General features: G+C 45.5%; 10 protein-coding genes. 8 read left to right on the top strand and 2 right to left on the bottom strand.

Annotated elements, in window-relative coordinates:
• The first annotated feature begins 72 nt into the window (after window positions 1-72).
• Genes cas7e through cas6e form a run of 3 tightly spaced genes read left to right on the top strand, consistent with a single transcriptional unit; the run spans window position 73 to window position 2,697 of the window.
• The gene (gene cas7e, locus ACJJI7_RS02735) at window positions 73-1,149 is read left to right on the top strand and encodes a type I-E CRISPR-associated protein Cas7/Cse4/CasC (protein ID WP_020412384.1); all 1,077 of its coding nucleotides are present in this window, start codon (window positions 73-75) and stop codon (window positions 1,147-1,149) included.
• An 8-nt stretch (window positions 1,150-1,157) separates the two neighbouring features.
• On the top strand, window positions 1,158-1,916 hold the full coding sequence (cas5e, locus tag ACJJI7_RS02730) for a type I-E CRISPR-associated protein Cas5/CasD (protein ID WP_282952510.1): 759 nt from the start codon (window positions 1,158-1,160) through the stop codon (window positions 1,914-1,916).
• A gap of 10 nt (window positions 1,917-1,926) precedes the next feature.
• Entirely contained in the window at window positions 1,927-2,697 is a 771-nt protein-coding gene (gene cas6e / locus ACJJI7_RS02725; RefSeq protein WP_282952511.1) for a type I-E CRISPR-associated protein Cas6/Cse3/CasE, read from the top strand.
• A 1,185-nt stretch (window positions 2,698-3,882) separates the two neighbouring features.
• Here cas6e and ACJJI7_RS02720 read toward each other — a convergent pair.
• The gene (locus tag ACJJI7_RS02720) at window positions 3,883-4,620 is read right to left on the bottom strand and encodes a PLDc N-terminal domain-containing protein (protein ID WP_020412387.1); all 738 of its coding nucleotides are present in this window, start codon (window positions 4,618-4,620) and stop codon (window positions 3,883-3,885) included.
• Window positions 4,621-4,972: 352 nt separating this feature from the next.
• On the opposite strand from ACJJI7_RS02720, the gene cueO reads away from it, so the two are divergent.
• Complete coding sequence (cueO, locus tag ACJJI7_RS02715; RefSeq protein WP_444901011.1) at window positions 4,973-6,550, top strand: multicopper oxidase CueO; 1,578 nt, start codon at window positions 4,973-4,975, stop codon at window positions 6,548-6,550.
• A 34-nt stretch (window positions 6,551-6,584) separates the two neighbouring features.
• Here cueO and ACJJI7_RS02710 read toward each other — a convergent pair whose 3' ends face one another.
• On the bottom strand, window positions 6,585-7,082 hold the full coding sequence (locus ACJJI7_RS02710; protein ID WP_245556666.1) for a helix-turn-helix domain-containing protein: 498 nt from the start codon (window positions 7,080-7,082) through the stop codon (window positions 6,585-6,587).
• A gap of 255 nt (window positions 7,083-7,337) precedes the next feature.
• Here ACJJI7_RS02710 and ACJJI7_RS02705 point away from each other — a divergent pair, with 255 nt between their 5' ends.
• From ACJJI7_RS02705 to ACJJI7_RS02690, 4 genes are all read left to right on the top strand, one after another.
• Window positions 7,338-8,762 (top strand): MFS transporter, encoded by a 1,425-nt coding sequence (locus tag ACJJI7_RS02705; RefSeq protein WP_444901012.1) that lies wholly within the window; start codon window positions 7,338-7,340, stop codon window positions 8,760-8,762.
• A gap of 256 nt (window positions 8,763-9,018) precedes the next feature.
• A complete protein-coding gene (locus tag ACJJI7_RS02700; protein ID WP_020412391.1) occupies window positions 9,019-9,534 on the top strand; it encodes a cupin domain-containing protein in 516 nt (171 codons plus the stop codon).
• Window positions 9,535-10,412: 878 nt separating this feature from the next.
• Window positions 10,413-12,767: a chitinase gene (locus tag ACJJI7_RS02695; RefSeq protein WP_444901013.1), complete on the top strand. Its 2,355-nt coding sequence runs from the start codon at window positions 10,413-10,415 to the stop codon at window positions 12,765-12,767.
• A gap of 782 nt (window positions 12,768-13,549) precedes the next feature.
• The gene (locus ACJJI7_RS02690) at window positions 13,550-14,947 is read left to right on the top strand and encodes an MFS transporter (RefSeq protein WP_353375950.1); all 1,398 of its coding nucleotides are present in this window, start codon (window positions 13,550-13,552) and stop codon (window positions 14,945-14,947) included.
• The last annotated feature ends 411 nt before the right edge of the window (window positions 14,948-15,358 follow it).

Below are 15,358 nucleotides of genomic sequence, written 5' to 3'. Positions count from 1 at the left end.
GAGTTCTTATCGGTATCAAAGCTGGCGTGAGTGCTTTTGAGCGAACAATCGTCTCAAAACAAGGAGAGAGTAGTGAGTCGGTTTATCCAATTACATGTTTTGACTGCCTATCCACCAGCTAATCTGAACCGGGATGATTTAGGGAGACCAAAAACTGCCAAAATGGGGGGGTATGATCGACTTCGCATATCCTCACAGAGTCTAAAACGTCACTGGCGCACTTCAGATTTATTCCAGCGTGCCTTAGGGAGAGAGGCAGAAAATGGCTTAGTTGGAACGCGCAGTAAGCGACAAGGTGTTTTGGTTTTTGAAAAGTTACTTAGGCTGGGAGTAGCAGAGAAGAAAGCAAAACTATGGGCTCAGAGGATAGCGGAACAATTTGGCAAACTAAAAAAGTCGGAAAAAGATAATCCAAGTGCGGATCTCGAAATTGAGCAGCTGGTGCACCTGAGTTTGGCTGAGCAAAAGGGTATTGAGGATCTGTTACACAAACTTGCAGCAGAAGGTCGTGAGCCGGAAAAATCTGAGCTGGACTTACTGCGTAGAGAAAATATGGCGGTAGATATCGCCCTGTTTGGTAGAATGCTCGCCTCCAAGCCTGCTTATAATATCGAAGCCGCTTGTCAAGTGGCTCATGCACTATCAGTACATTCTGTAGTCATTGAGGATGATTATTTTACCGCAGTGGACGACCTCAATAATCATGGTAAGGATAATGGTGCAGCTCACCTCGGAGAAGCCGGTTTTGCCGCAGGACTTTTCTACTCTTATATTTGTATCAACAAAGAGCAGCTGATTGATAACCTTGGTGAAGATAAATCACTTGCCGATCGTACACTTGCAGCCTTGACTGAAACAATTCTCAAAATTGCTCCTGCCGGAAAACAAAACAGTTATGCCAGCCGTGCATATGCCTCTTATGTGCTCGCTGAAGTCGGCGATCAGCAGCCGCGATCACTTTCCGTAGCCTATTTAAAACCCGTGGATCGCTATAGCGAGGATTACGCTCAGGAGGCGATTGATGCGCTGCAAGGACAACTGCATAATTTCGACAAGGTATATGGCCAGTGTGCTGACAGCCGCTATATTCTCAATGCCGTAAATGGGCAGGGTAGCCTGCGAGAGTTGCTGGCATTCGTTAGCGAATAGGTGGCTTTATGGAACACTTGGTATTTTGCCTTTATGGCGCCATGGCATCCTGGGGAGAGGTTGCAGTTGGTGGAATCAGGCACAGTGCTTGTTATCCCAGCAAGTCAGCTATTGCAGGTTTGCTTGGTGCAGCATTGGGTATTAAGAGATCAGAGGAAACACAGCAGTTGGAGTTGGCGAGAGGGTATTGTCAGGCAATAAAAATAGTTAACTCGGGAGTTCTGCAAAGAGACTTTCATACAATACAAGCTCCAGACAGTGCCGGTAAATTCCGTTATCGCACACGTAGGGACGAATTGGTAGTGGGCTGCAGCCGGCTGGGCACTATCTTGTCTCAACGCGAATACTTAGCCGATGCTCAAGTATTGGTCGCTCTTAAAGCAACAGAGAGCGCGCATTGGTCGCTGAAAGATCTGGCTGGGGCACTGGCTCGCCCCAAGTTTCATCTGTATCTGGGGCGTAAGGCTTTTCCTTTGTCGGTACCCACTGCTGCTCATTTAATAGAGGCTGAGAATTTTCGGCATGCACTTGATCTGTACCCATTGACTGACGTCTTGCAGTATCAACTTACATGGGCAAGGCAGGAGCGCTGGCGACCTGATGATTTGCCTAGCCAATACTACTGGGAGGGTGATATAGAGGATTTTTCACAGGAAGATGAACAGTTTTCCTTGGGAGCTGTGCAGCAATTGAGTCGCCTGGACGAACCTCTATCTCGCAAGCGCTGGCAGTTCCAGCCGCGTATGGAATATCACTGGCGTTCATAAGGAAGTGGCTATGTACTTATCCAGAATTCAAGTGTCCTCCAGTTTAGCCATACAAGCGCAATTGGCGACCCTGTTGAAAAATAACAGCTACGGTATCCATCAGATGTTATGGGAGTTATTCAATGGTAGCGAGCGTTTTCTGTTTCGTGAGGAATCAGCCTGTGAGCAGCTCCTGAGTGAGCGAAGTCTGCCAGTATTTTACCTGCTTTCTCGGAAGAAGCCGATTAGAGATGGGTCGCTGTTTAGTGTAGAGAGTAAAGCTTTTATACCTCGGTTACAGGCCGGGGATCGGCTGGCGTTTCGCCTGCGAGCCAACCCTACTATTTCACGAAAGTCGGCTGTGGCTGGCCGAGGTAAGCGTCATGATATTTTGATGGATGCCCAATATCATTGGTTACGTGATCAATGTAAAACTCATTCACTTTTGCAAAGCGGAAGAAAGGGAGAGTTGAAACAGCGCCTACTGGATGCAAAACCAGGTTTCTATGCAGGTGGGCAAATAGAATCCCGGCTCCAGGAGGTATCCGTGGTAGCTTCTCGTCACTGGCTGATTGATAGGGGCTCGCGCATGGGTTTTGATATTTACCCTCCAAAACTTCACAGTAATGGCTATCGCTGGAACCTTCTGCCGAAAAAAGGACGCGGTGCTGGTTTCTGCTCAGTAGATTATCGTGGAGAACTGCTGGTGACTGATCCAGAGTTATTCTTACAGAAGATTTGTACGGGTATTGGTCCGGCCAAGGCATTTGGTTGTGGTTTGATGCTGATACGCCGCATTTGACTTTTAGAAGAGTGGAGTATTTGCAGGCTGAGTTTTTTTGATGAGGGCGTATATATTAGACACTTTCTCGAGTATGAAACAAGTATTGTCAATTTCCCAGCTCAGGCAGGGCTTTACCGATAAAATCAATCCCGATTGATTTTCTCCAGGTGTGTTCCCCACATGGGTGGGGTTTAGCCGATAGTATTTTTAAAATACAGATGAAGGCCAATATGTTCCCCGCTATGCGGGGTCAGTTTACTGTGGGAGCAATAGCTTAGCCTAAGGCGTGAGCTTCTCAATGGTCTGGAGGCAGTTGATAAAACTCGACTAAGGCTTTAATAATTTCCCTCCTTGTGTTGAATTACCTATTTAGGGGTAATGCACTTTCATAATTCTAGTGGTAAGTTATCGCGCCTATTTCTGGCGACGTAAATAATTAGCTGATTACTAAATCTTCAAAGTTTGAACTTTCCCTGTGCCCACGGGGATGAACCGACGATGGAGAAATCGTTAGTCGGAGTGTGGATGTTTCCCTGCCTGTGCAGGGTTGAACAAACTCTGGGGAATGATGTTATCTGCTAGAGTGTTTGCCGGGGATGGGGTTTGTGCTGTACGAGTGCAATGGCCAGCAGTCGATGTTCGGCTGCTGGCCACTACTTTTTAGGGCATCCTTTCCTTGGACCAGCTAACCGGATAGTGCTTGCATTCTCTATCTACCAGTTTCAAAAGTGAGGGTATTCTGTATTGGCCATACCTTGTAGGATATGAGGTTTTTAGGTTGTAAGGCCAACACCAAAACTACTTATATATAATGGCTTGATGCTATTACCTCGTAGAGTGTCAGCTTTGCCTGGAGTCCCTTTATATCGTTTTTTGGCGGATCCGATAATTGGGACTTTATATGTTAGCACTTGGTATAGATAGGTCCTTAGGTCGGGCTGCAGCTCTGAACCCAGTGTGACATAGTTATCAATCACAATAAATTGCGATTGTAGTTGGTTTTCCTTGATTAGAGCTAAAATGCAAAGTAGTCCTCGTTTGTGCTTGGTTGTTTTTTTATTTTCGTGTCTGTTCTTTACGGGGTAGCTGCTCCAGATAGTTTACATCAACAGCCCGGATCACTTACCAAGCTCCAGTATTAGAAAAGAATTACTTTCTTTAGAACAAAGTATTTAGGAGTAAGAATATTTCCTGCTTTATGCCTTATCCTGACAGTTCTGCTTTAGCCTGCTTAAGAATATCCTTATGGATGCTGCGGTAAAAACTGTTTGTTTCATCTGCATTTTTTAGGATTCTTTGCAGTATATTCATAGCTTTATCTCCTTGTTGAAGCCTTTTTAAAAAGATTGCATAGTAAAGACCTGCGGCGGGCCCACTATAATAGCTGTACAGTGTCTCGTATTCATGTTCAGCCTCGGCAATCATCTGTAAGGCATCCAGGGTGCGAGCATAGAGTAGATGGGCATCCTGATCTTTAAACTCTGGACTCTTGTCTATCAAAAAATCCAGGGTTTCCTTACAGTTGTTAAATTCTTTGAGCAAAAATAGACATCGAGCTAATCCGAACAAAATCTGAGGGTCATCCTTAAAGGGGCCTTGCAAGCTCTTTTGATATAAGTCCTTGGCTTCCTGGTTCAACCCCTTCTCAAGGCACTCCTCCGCCATTTTTATATAGTTTTTTATGCTACTGGATTTGGCTAGATTTTGTGCTGCCTGATTGATATCTTGATTTGGATTCATCAGTTTCTGGACTTTTCTACGAGCTTTTTGTCCGTTTCGGGAATTATTCATTTCTGGCAATATTTCTAAAATCAGATAGGCAATAAGTCCCGCCAAAGGCAGCATGACCAGGATCCATATCCAGGTGGTATTGCGCCCGGTCTTCAGTACGTGAATAACAAAAGCGACTTGTATCAGGATGGAGAGAACTAAAAACGGCATATTGGGAAGACATTTATCCGGCTTAGAGGACTACACAGCTACTGCTTTTGCCAGGAACTGCACAAAAGGGGGGTAGGGTAAACGAGCGGCTTCGCTAAGCCAAGACTAAGTATGCCGGCTGTCTGACAGGTGTCATTGTTCCACAATCAGAATCATGGGAGTTCTAAGACTGATTTGCTCTTGTCTGTATTTGTATACGTTCTTACTGGGGCGCTTAAATTGGCATACTTTTACTTGTTCTAATCTGAAATGACGCTTGGCAGTTTATCCTGCAATTCAATACCCAACAGCACCTGCTTTTCTACTATTTGTGGATAGAGCTATCTATGTGCTTGGTTCCAAAGGAGGGAGGATGTCTCGTCTAACGCGTCGGGAGTTTTGTCTTGGTACTGGTGCTATGGCGGCATCGCTATTCACTGGTACAGAAGTAAGGGCTCAGGAGTCTTCTCTTCCTAATGGGGGCAAACGTTTGGCACTGCCTATCCCAAAGGAGTTGAGAGCTGATTCAGCGGGGAATATACATCTAGTGGTAAAACCGGATCAACAGAGTTTTATTCAGGGTTTAACCACACCTACCTATGGATTTAACGGGCCTTTCCTCGGCCCAGCCATACGCTTACGCAAAGGGCAGACAGTTACAGTGAGTGTCAATAATCAGTTGACGCAGAATGTGACAGCCCACTGGCATGGCCTGATTGTCCCAGGCTATGAGGATGGCGGCCCCTATATGCCGATCGTGCCTGGGCAGACCTGGCATGCAAGGCTGCCGATTATCCAGCCGGCAGCTACGCTCTGGTTTCATCCTCACCTCTACCCTACTACAGCCGAGCTGGTGCTTAAGGGATTGGCCGGCCTGATTATTATTGATGATGAAAATAGTGATACTTTGCCTCTGCCAAAAGAATGGGGCGTTGATGATATTCCAGTGATTATTCAGGATCGCCGCTTTAACAAAGATGGTAGTTTCTTTCATCGCTTCAATGAGATAACCGTAGCTGCAGGTTATTGTGGTGATTGCCTATTGACTAACGGGGCCGTTAATCCAGAGGTGAAAACTCACCGGGGTTGGCTGCGCTTTCGTATTCTGGATGGATCAAATGGGCGCAATTATCGCTTGAGTACTAGTGATAAACGCCCAATGTATGTGATTGCCAGTGATGGAGGCTTCTTACACGAACCGGTACAGGTGGATATTCTGCCTATTGCGGCGGGCGAACGTTATGAGCTGATGATCGATGCGCGCGATGGTAAGCCTTTTGATTTGATCACCCTGCCTGTGCCGCAGCCGGTAATGCGTTTACCCCCGTTTGATGGCCCTGTGGCATTTCTGAGAGTGATACCTGCAGGAGCAGAGGGAAGGGGCACCTTACCAGAACAGTTGGTACCGTTGCCTCAAATACCACAAACATTGCCGCCTATCTCTCAGCGTCTGGTGATGCAAATGAACCGGCAGGCTCAGGCCAATAAACTGATTAACGCTACAGGTTTGCCACAGATGATCGCCACAGGGCGGACAGATCCAGCAGTAGTAGACAAGGTATTGCAATTAGTTACCCAGGCTCCGGCAATGCCGTTAAAGGCACAGCTCACCGCCAATGCAGTAAATGGGGTCTCCTTTGCATTTACCGAGCCAGGATTCAAGGTGCCAATCAATAGAGATCTTCACTGGCGTATTTCAGAAGGCAGTGATTTGATGCTGCACCCAGTACATATTCACGGCTGTCAGTTCCGAGTCGTTAAATTTAATGGGGCGTTACCGCCAGCATATATGTGTGGATGGAAGGATACGGTACCTATCTCAGGTGGCGGCAGTGCAGAGATATATGTACGTTTTCCACGGGAAGCGATGCCAGATATGCCTTATATGGTCCACTGCCATGTATTGGAACATGAAGATTCAGGCATGATGACGGAATTCAGTGTTTCTTGAGTACAAGCACTATACCTTTAGATATTCTCTGTAGCTAATTTCGTCTACTAGGTTTGGTGGATTTTACTTTACGGTCTTCCTTGTGCTGCAGTTTCATCGCCTTCTTGATCAGCCCCTGGAAATTGGGGCATTCCAGCTGGTTCTCCTCTGGACAATTAGCCACATGTCGCAAACCATCGCGCATAGCCTTGAGCCGGCGAATGTTTTTGTCCAATTCATCAGCTTTATCAAGTAATTGTTCACGGTCGATATTGGGTTTGCTGCCATAGGTGAACAAAGAGGCGATTTCATTGAGAGAAAACCCGGCATAGCGCGCTAAGGATATCAATGACAGTTGTTCCACTACGCTGCCGGGAAACACCCTGGTGATACCACGCCTGCTGATAGACTTAATTAGGCCTTTCTCCTCATAATATCGCAGTGTTGAGGAGGGTAGTCCCGTACGTTTGGAGACTTCCCGAATATCTATTTCCCGATGATCATCCATCTCTATTGACCTCAAGCTGACTTGAAGTTGTATCCTAGTTTTCACTGTGGTCCCTGGCAAGTCTTAAATCAAAAAGAAAGACAAATAACTCAGGGAGTCAGGGGCTAAGGAGTGTGCAGGGAAGGATGGAATGTATACCAGTTACTCGCTATATACACTTAGCTTATCCACAGTTATATCGGAGCAAAAAGTGGTATATCCGTTAACGAGGTGAGCAAATAGTATTTTTTTCATGATTCTCCGTATTTTCTGAGCACACTAATTTTTTATCGGTGTCTGGCTAACCACACTTGGGATTTTATGCTTGCAGTTAAAAGACTTCTGAAACCATTCAGCAAAGGTGCCACCAGCAACCTCTCCAGTCGGGGAATCCTGACCGCTTTATGCCTGGCAACCCTGCTCAATGCATTGGCGGTTAGCAGTGTTAATATTGCGCTTCCGGAGTTAGTTGCAGACCTTGGAACCACCTACGCGCGGACGCAGTGGATCATTGTCGCTTTTATGATTTTTCTAACTGCGGCTCTGGCAATTGCCGGACGCGCCAGCGACAAAGTGGGGCGCAAGAAAATTTTTGTTCACGGCATGCTGCTTTTTAGTGTATCGACTTTACTCTGTGCTCTATCGCCAAATATCTGGGTATTGGTTCTCTTCCGAGCATTGCAAGGTATCGGAGCGGCAATGTTTACCGCTGTTTCTATGGCAATTGCCAGTGACGTCTATTCCAGAGCTCGGGTGGGCACGGTAGTGGGTCTCCTGGGAAGTATCTCGGCGGTGGGCACTGGCTCGGGGCCCGTATTGGGTGGACTACTACTGGAAGTTTCCAGCTGGCAAGCAATCTTTCTGGTCAAAGTGCCCCTGGGTGTAATCGTATACTGGCTGGCTCAGAAATATCTTCCCGAGGATGCCAGGTACATAGCTCTCGAACAAGCTCGTCATCCACGTAATATTCTTGCCGCATTCTGTATCTTTTCAGCAATTCTTTTTTATACCCTGTCGATAAAGCCCCTGAATGATAATTATGGAATTATCAATATATTGACTTTTTTATTGTCTGCCATCGGTGTACTGGGTTTATACCTGAGCAGAGGCAGCGATCCTGGGCCCGCGCTGGGCGGTTATGTTTTGTATACGAACCTAGCTACTAATCTTTTGGTAGCTGCTTCGGTAATGAGTTCTCTGGTTGTTGGGCCATTTTATCTGACTTTGGCATTAGGATTGAGTTTCTCTCAGACAGGCCTGGTGATGTCTACGGGGTCTTTCGTCGTTGCCGTTTGTTCAAATATTGCTGGACGTTTGGTTGACCGATTCAGATCGCGAAGCATAGTGATTATTGGTTTGTTCTTCCTGGTACTGGGTTCTCTGGGGATGGCTAATTTGCAACAGGTCTATGGTGTAGCTGGCTATTTAGTCTGCTCAATAGCAATGGCCATAGGGTACGGGATCTACTTGTCTTCTAACAATACTTTTACAATGAACGGTGCTAGTAGAAAAGTAAAAGGCAGTATTTCAGGCCTCCTAAATCTATCGAGAAATCTAGGGCTACTTACAGGGGCGTCGTTGATGAGTGTGGTTTTTGCAAAAACCTCACACTTGTCATATTTGAGTTCTTTTGATTCAGGGCTGGTAGTTTCCGGCCTTAATCAAGTGTACCTGCTGGCTTTACTGTTTCTTGTCATAGCCTTTATTGCTCAGACGGTATCTATCCTGGTCAGTCGTAAATTATGAATTTGTGGATTAGTCATTACTTTATATTTGCCCTCTCAACAGCTAATAGGGTACCTGTTGGTTTTTTTTGGGGTTAAGGCTTTTGGCTGAATTATAAGTGATTTACCTATTGACCTAAAGTGAGCTTGAAGTTGTAACTTATCCCTGTTTGGTGAGAGTACGCAATATACAAAATATCGATTGCAGATTTACGTTACCGGAATCTATTTTCCGATAGATCTCACCAGCTAAACCTAAATTTGACTGGAGATAAGTTATGGTAAGTAATTCTTTGGAGCGCCATATTGCAGAATTACGTAAATACTGGATGGGTTTGAACTCGGATACCGTGGTTCACTGTCGAGCAGTGCTGGCTAAGTTGGCAAGCTCCTCAAATTCCGAGGGATGGCTTGCAAAGTTACACCAAAATCGAGAGGCAACGACTGAGCTATATAGGGACTCAGAACTTGGCTTTATATTATTGGCACATGTGGAGACTCAAGGTTTATATCGTAATCCACATAATCATGGCAATGGCTGGGTTTTTTATGCACTTCAGCATGGAGAGGTTGAAATGTCTACTTATGGACTGGTGAGAACTGTAAAAGGCGAAGAGCAGCTTGTAAGTCGGGGTTCTTATACTATGCATCCAGGTGATTGTAGTGCATTCCTCCCAGGCGATATTCATGATACTCGTTGCTTATCTGATTATTCCCTGATGTTTCGTTTAACCAGTTGTGATTTCTCTGAGGAAAAGCGGCAAGGCAGGCTACAACAATTTGCAGAATTATAGTTGGGGGCAGTTATTTATTGGACAAGCTCACTTGATGAGGGCCGTGCTAGGCTCTCCTTCTCTTATGTAAGTATGGGTTTATTAGATAGAAAGCTTGACTTAGACAGGTGTTAATGTGGGCCGATAGTGTTTGGATATGAAGAGCGGGTTTTCATCTGTAAAGTGGTGCATTTTCTTGTATAGAAAAAAGTATATCGTGCTTGGGTTATGTCTTATGGTTTTTTGATCACGATTTATAAATAAGGAAGAAATGTGTAAGTTTTTATTTTTGACTTTTCCAGGTTAGATTTTGCTGCTCTCTTTCTTTAGAAGAAAAAACAAATAAAAATGTAATTTCATTTTAATGTCTTTTGATGATTGATGTGACTCTGCTGGATCTTCCCTCTCTGGGTTTATGTTTTATTTAATGTGTCTATAGTAGAACATTATTTTTTGCTGGTGGTTGCTTCAGGTAAAGCTGTATTGCGAATCGGGAACCAATTCCTGCCTTCTTTATCGAATCAGCTGTGCTTGTGTGGGGTGTTATCGGCAGAGCGCAGAAAAATTTTAAGTTTTTGTGAAAATATTAAGAGTTCAATTTTCTGAACTAATAAGAGTAGAACGGGTAAGAGTAAAATGGGGTAGGGTGTCCTCACTCTCAGTGATGTATAAAAATCTAATACTGGTAATTTAGGTGTGGCTCCACTGTATTTAGCCTCTCTAGGAAAGAACAAGGCGGTTTCACACTTTTAGCTATCCAAATCCATTTGCCGTTACACATTATTCACGAAAACTCTTATAAGATTTTTTACTGCAATAACATATGATCTCTGCTGGGTGTCCCTATCGAGTACTGCGGTGTTTGTAATAAAGCCCTAAAAAAGATAACCGGAGACTCTATGACCCCTCTTTTTATTCGCACAGCTATAGCTTCGGCACTGATGATTGGCGCTCAGGGTGCGGCGGCCTCTCAGCCAGCCGATGACTATGTTGCCGGTGAGCATTATCGCGGTGGTAGCCAGGTTTGTTATGCCGGAGACCTGTTTAAAGCGCAGTGGTGGGCTACACCTGATCAGAAACCCTCCGATGCCCTGACAGCGCAAAATACTTGGGATTCTCCCTGGATTCTGGAGGGGGCGGGAGCCTGTAATAGCTCGGGCAGTAACAGCGATGATAATGATACCGGTGGTGAAAGTGATGATTCCAATAGTGACGATGCCTCGGATAACGGTGGTACAGATGATGGCAACCCGGATCCCGGTGATGGCTCCAGCTCAATAGCGACTTATCAGCCCGGACAGAATTACCGAAAGGGAAGTGAGGTTTGCTATGCCGCTGATATTTTTGTTGCCCAATGGTGGGCAAATGGAGATCAGCTTCCCTCTGATGCTCTGACCGCGCAAAACACCTGGGACTCCCCTTGGATTTTAAAAGAAACTGATGGCTGTACTGGCAGCAACGGCAATGGTGGTGATACCGGTGGCGATAATAGTGAGGGCACTGACTCCACTCCTATTTCCCTGAGTGTTTCATCCTCCCAGTCCCAGATCACTGGTGGTGGCACAGTCCAGCTTAGTGCAACTGCTTCTGGAGGAGACGACACACTGAGCTATAGCTGGGCCCAGCTTTCCCCCAGTTCGCCAGAGGCAAGTATTTCTACCGCCACCGGCGCTGTAACTTCAGTGACTTTACCGGCCGCGGCTTATGATATCAGTTATGTCTTTAGCCTGATTGTCAGCGATGGAGAAAGCACTGAAGAAGCGCAGCTAACGATACAGAATTTAGCGGCTGGGGATGACACTGGTGGGCCCGAAGAGAATGACGGTTCCGATGGTTCAGTAACAGCAATTATCTCTACTTCTGAAAATAGCATTGGTTGTAGCGGAACCATCACTCTGGATGGTTCTCAATCCACTGGCGGCGGCAGTATGAGCTATATCTGGAGCCAGACCAGTGGCCCCCCTGTAAAACTGTCCAGCTATGTAGGTAGTTCTACCCAGGCTGTGCTATCTGAGGTTTACAGTGATACAACCTATACTTTCCAGTTGACCGCAACCGACACCTCTGCTGCTAGTGATGTTGATGAGGTTACCATCAGCCAGGCGGGTTGTGCACCTGCAGCGGGCCATGTGATGGGCCAGAATGAATTGGAAGCGGCAGAAAATACCCTTGCCAATAATTCACTCCTGCAAGAAGTGAAAGATACAGTTGAAACCCGTAATAACGCGATTGTAGAAGCGGTTCAACCAGGTCGTAATACCAATCCGGAAAATGTGCTGCGCGTAGAGAGTATTATTTCCGAGGATACCTGGGATTACCTATTCCCTGTTCGGGCCGATGAGTATACCTATACCAACTTTCTGCGAGCGGTGGCTAAGTTTCCAGCGTTTTGCGGAGAATATACCGATGGCCGCGATTCAGATGCCATTTGCCGCAAGGTACTGTCGGTTATGTTTGCTCATTTTGGCCAGGAAACCGGTGCTCATGCGGCTGCCTGGGATGAACCGGAATGGCGTCAGGGCTTGTACTGGATTCGAGAAATTGGTTGGACAGAGGAAACTTCCGGAGGGTACGGTGCCTGTGATTCTGGTAGTAGCTGGGCTGCAGAGGTATGGCCCTGTGCAATCAATGCCGATGGTGGGTACAAGAGTTACTTTGGCCGAGGCGCCAAACAGCTGAGCTGGAATTATAATTATGGCCCGTTCTCTCAGGCAATGTATGGCGACATTTACACTTTGCTGGAGAACCCAGAGCTGGTAGCAGATACCTGGCTGAACTTGGCGAGTGCCATATTCTTCTTTGTATACCCGCAGCCACCCAAACCGAGCATGTTGCATGTTGTTGATGGCACCTGGGAGCCAAACAGTATTGATCTGGCCAATAATCTAACTCCAGGTTTTGGAGTTACGACTAATATCGTTAATGGCGCTATCGAATGTAGTAAAGGCAGTGAAGACTACCGCTCGCAATACCGTATGGATTATTACCGGAGCTTTACCGAGTACTTGGGAGTGGATATTCCGGCGGATGAAGAGCTAGGATGTGCCAATATGGGCCAGTTCCAGACTGGTGGTGCGGCATCCCTGAATATCTACTGGGATAAAAATTGGGGATGGTCAGCGGATAACCCCAGTAATGAGAGCTTCTCCTGTCAATTAGTGAACTATCAAACAGCCTATTCTGCGCTCAATGAAGGCGACTATGCAAAGTGTGTGGAAGGCAACTTTGATATGACGATTGACTACCAGAACTAACAATAAGAGGCAGTTTAAATAGCGGCTTTACTCAATCAGCGAGCCCGGTAATAGTTTTATTGCCGGGTTTTTTGGAAGGGTCATCGGCTTCATTTGGGATACGCTGGGAAGTAAGTTCAGCAGTAAAAATGCTGCCAGTTATAAATTTTCACTCAAATTTTCTATAATAGTGCCGAGTCAACATAAACAGTACCTTCGGTAATAAGATTATTTTTAACTTTTACAATTCAGCAGTAGGTATTATTGTAGCGCCTGCCATTTAAAGTGGTGCAGGTGTTCTTCATTTCAGTTGCAGCGTAACGTCCATCAATTAGTGTCCGTTTTACCTTCATCGTCGCCTTTCCTCCTGAAGTACCTCGCCAATCTCTTTAAATGCTCTGTTGTCTCTTGGATGTGTACTTCCTGGCCATATCGTGGGCGCCACTAATAATCCAGTGCACATTATTGGTAATGTATTCCAAGAATGATTTTGGATCAGTACGTAAAGAATTAAATACCTCTTATACAAATTTACGTTTAAGCATGCCCACTACTTCCTTAACTAAAGAGAACTGGCGTTCCCTTCCAATAATCGTAGGTGAAAAAAGATTGTTTTTAATATGTTTAATTTTTAGGGTGCATTGTTAATAGTAGGATTTTAGTTGACCTATTAGATGACAGAAACACTTGCTGAAACAGAGGGGGGAAGAAGCTTAGGTGATGTTAAGCAGTGCTTTTCTTTTTGGTCCAGACTAAAAGGGTTAATATCCAATGCAAAAAGTGCGCTGTAAGATGAATAACTGATGTCTGTCCCTAAAACACCGTTATCCCGACAACAAATTATTGGCCTTACGGCGCTAACTTTTGCTATTTTCCTGATCGCCAATGACTTTACTGCCTTCTCTGTGGCAATTCCCGCTATAGAGAAGCATTTCAATTCCGATATTTCTACTGTCCAGTGGGTGATAAACGGCTATGCATTAGTTTTTGGAGTGCTAATTGTCACTGGTGGACGATTAGCGGATATGTTTGGCCGTCGCAGGCTCTTCTTTATCGGTACCAGCATTTTTATATTTTTCTCTGTTTTGGGTGGGCTGGCAGTCGATGACTGGATGTTGCTGGGAAGTCGAGCCTTAATGGGGGTGGGAGGTGCTTTGATGTGGCCGGCAATCCTGGGTATGACTTATCAATTGATGCCGGAGGATCGGGCGGGGCAGGCAGGTGGCCTGATTATGACCGTATGTGGGTTTGCTAATTCAGTTGGGCCTCTACTTGGCGGGTTCTTTACTGACTTTCTCAGTTGGCGTTGGATCTTCTTTATCAACTTCCCGATTGCACTGATTGCAATGCTTGTCAGTTGGCGGGTAATAGAAGATGATCGGCCAGAGGGTATTGAAGGCAGGGTGGATTATGGGGGTATAGTTTCCCTATCGCTATGTTTATTGACTTTGTTATTGGCACTAGATTTTGTTACTGATGCTGGTATTAGAAACCCGTTGATAATTGGCCTATTTGTGGTCTCAGTTTTGCTCTTTACAACTTTTGCCTGGATTGAATCAAACACCAGGAGCGATCCGCTAATACCAGCGGATGTAGCGACTAACTGGCGATTTTTTACAGTGGGAATGACTACTCTACTGCTTTCCGTAATTTTTGTTTCTATGTTGTTGTATATTCCCCAGTTTTTAATTAAAGAGCTTGGTTTCTCCGCAGTCTGGTCCGGGGTTGGCCTGTTACCGGTGATGGTGACTTACGGAATTGTTTCCTATATCGCTGGCAGATTATTTGAGATTATGGGAGCCAAAGTAATTCTGTCTGCAGCCGCTATTTTTCTGGGCTTGGGAATGTTTCTATTGTCCGGCTTACTCGAGCAAAGTCGATATTTGCATCTGGTGCCCGGTATGATTTTCCTCGGAATGGGGTTAGGCTTATTTTTCCCCACAATTACCACGGCGGCAGTCACCGCTGTAGGGTCTAGCCGTTCCAGCCTTGCTGCAGCGCTCATATTTATGTTCCAAATTATTGGTGGTGCTATCGGGTTGGCAATGAACACAACAATTGTGGCCCTGGCTCCAAGTCTTGCAGAAGGTATTGACCGGGCTTTCAGTGTCAATGCATACCTTGCCTTGGCTGCACTTCTTGTCTGCATTTTGTTCGTAAAAGGCAAGCCTGCAAAAAGAGGGCCTGTCGCCTCAGGCTGATCTGTCTATGTGGGCACAAGGCTGGACAGATACCAGGCTTTGTCCCGCATATCTTCGATGACTCTTTCTTCACTGAGGTTTTTCTCTGGCTGAACGCTAATAATGAAAGAGGCTTGCTTTTTTTTAGCTTCGGGAGAACCCCAAATAGGTTAAAGTGCAACTTCAACTTATTTGAGGCGCTAAGTTTTATTTAATGCTGTATTTTATGTGGTTTTACTCACTTCATTTTTTTTGTGACTATTCGGTTTGATGAAAAACCTATTTTTTTGTGTGGTTATAGGCTGAAAATCCCCGGCATTTTCCTATTAACTAATCCTGTTAATTAGGTAAAAATAATCCTCTCATTTAATCCTCGGAATGGAATCTCAGGTGTTAATTTGTCTTGCGGTGGCTTATTCCCCATAGCTTTTA

This window comes from Microbulbifer variabilis (assembly GCF_056232115.1).
This window is presented reverse-complemented; position numbering and strand designations above follow the sequence as displayed.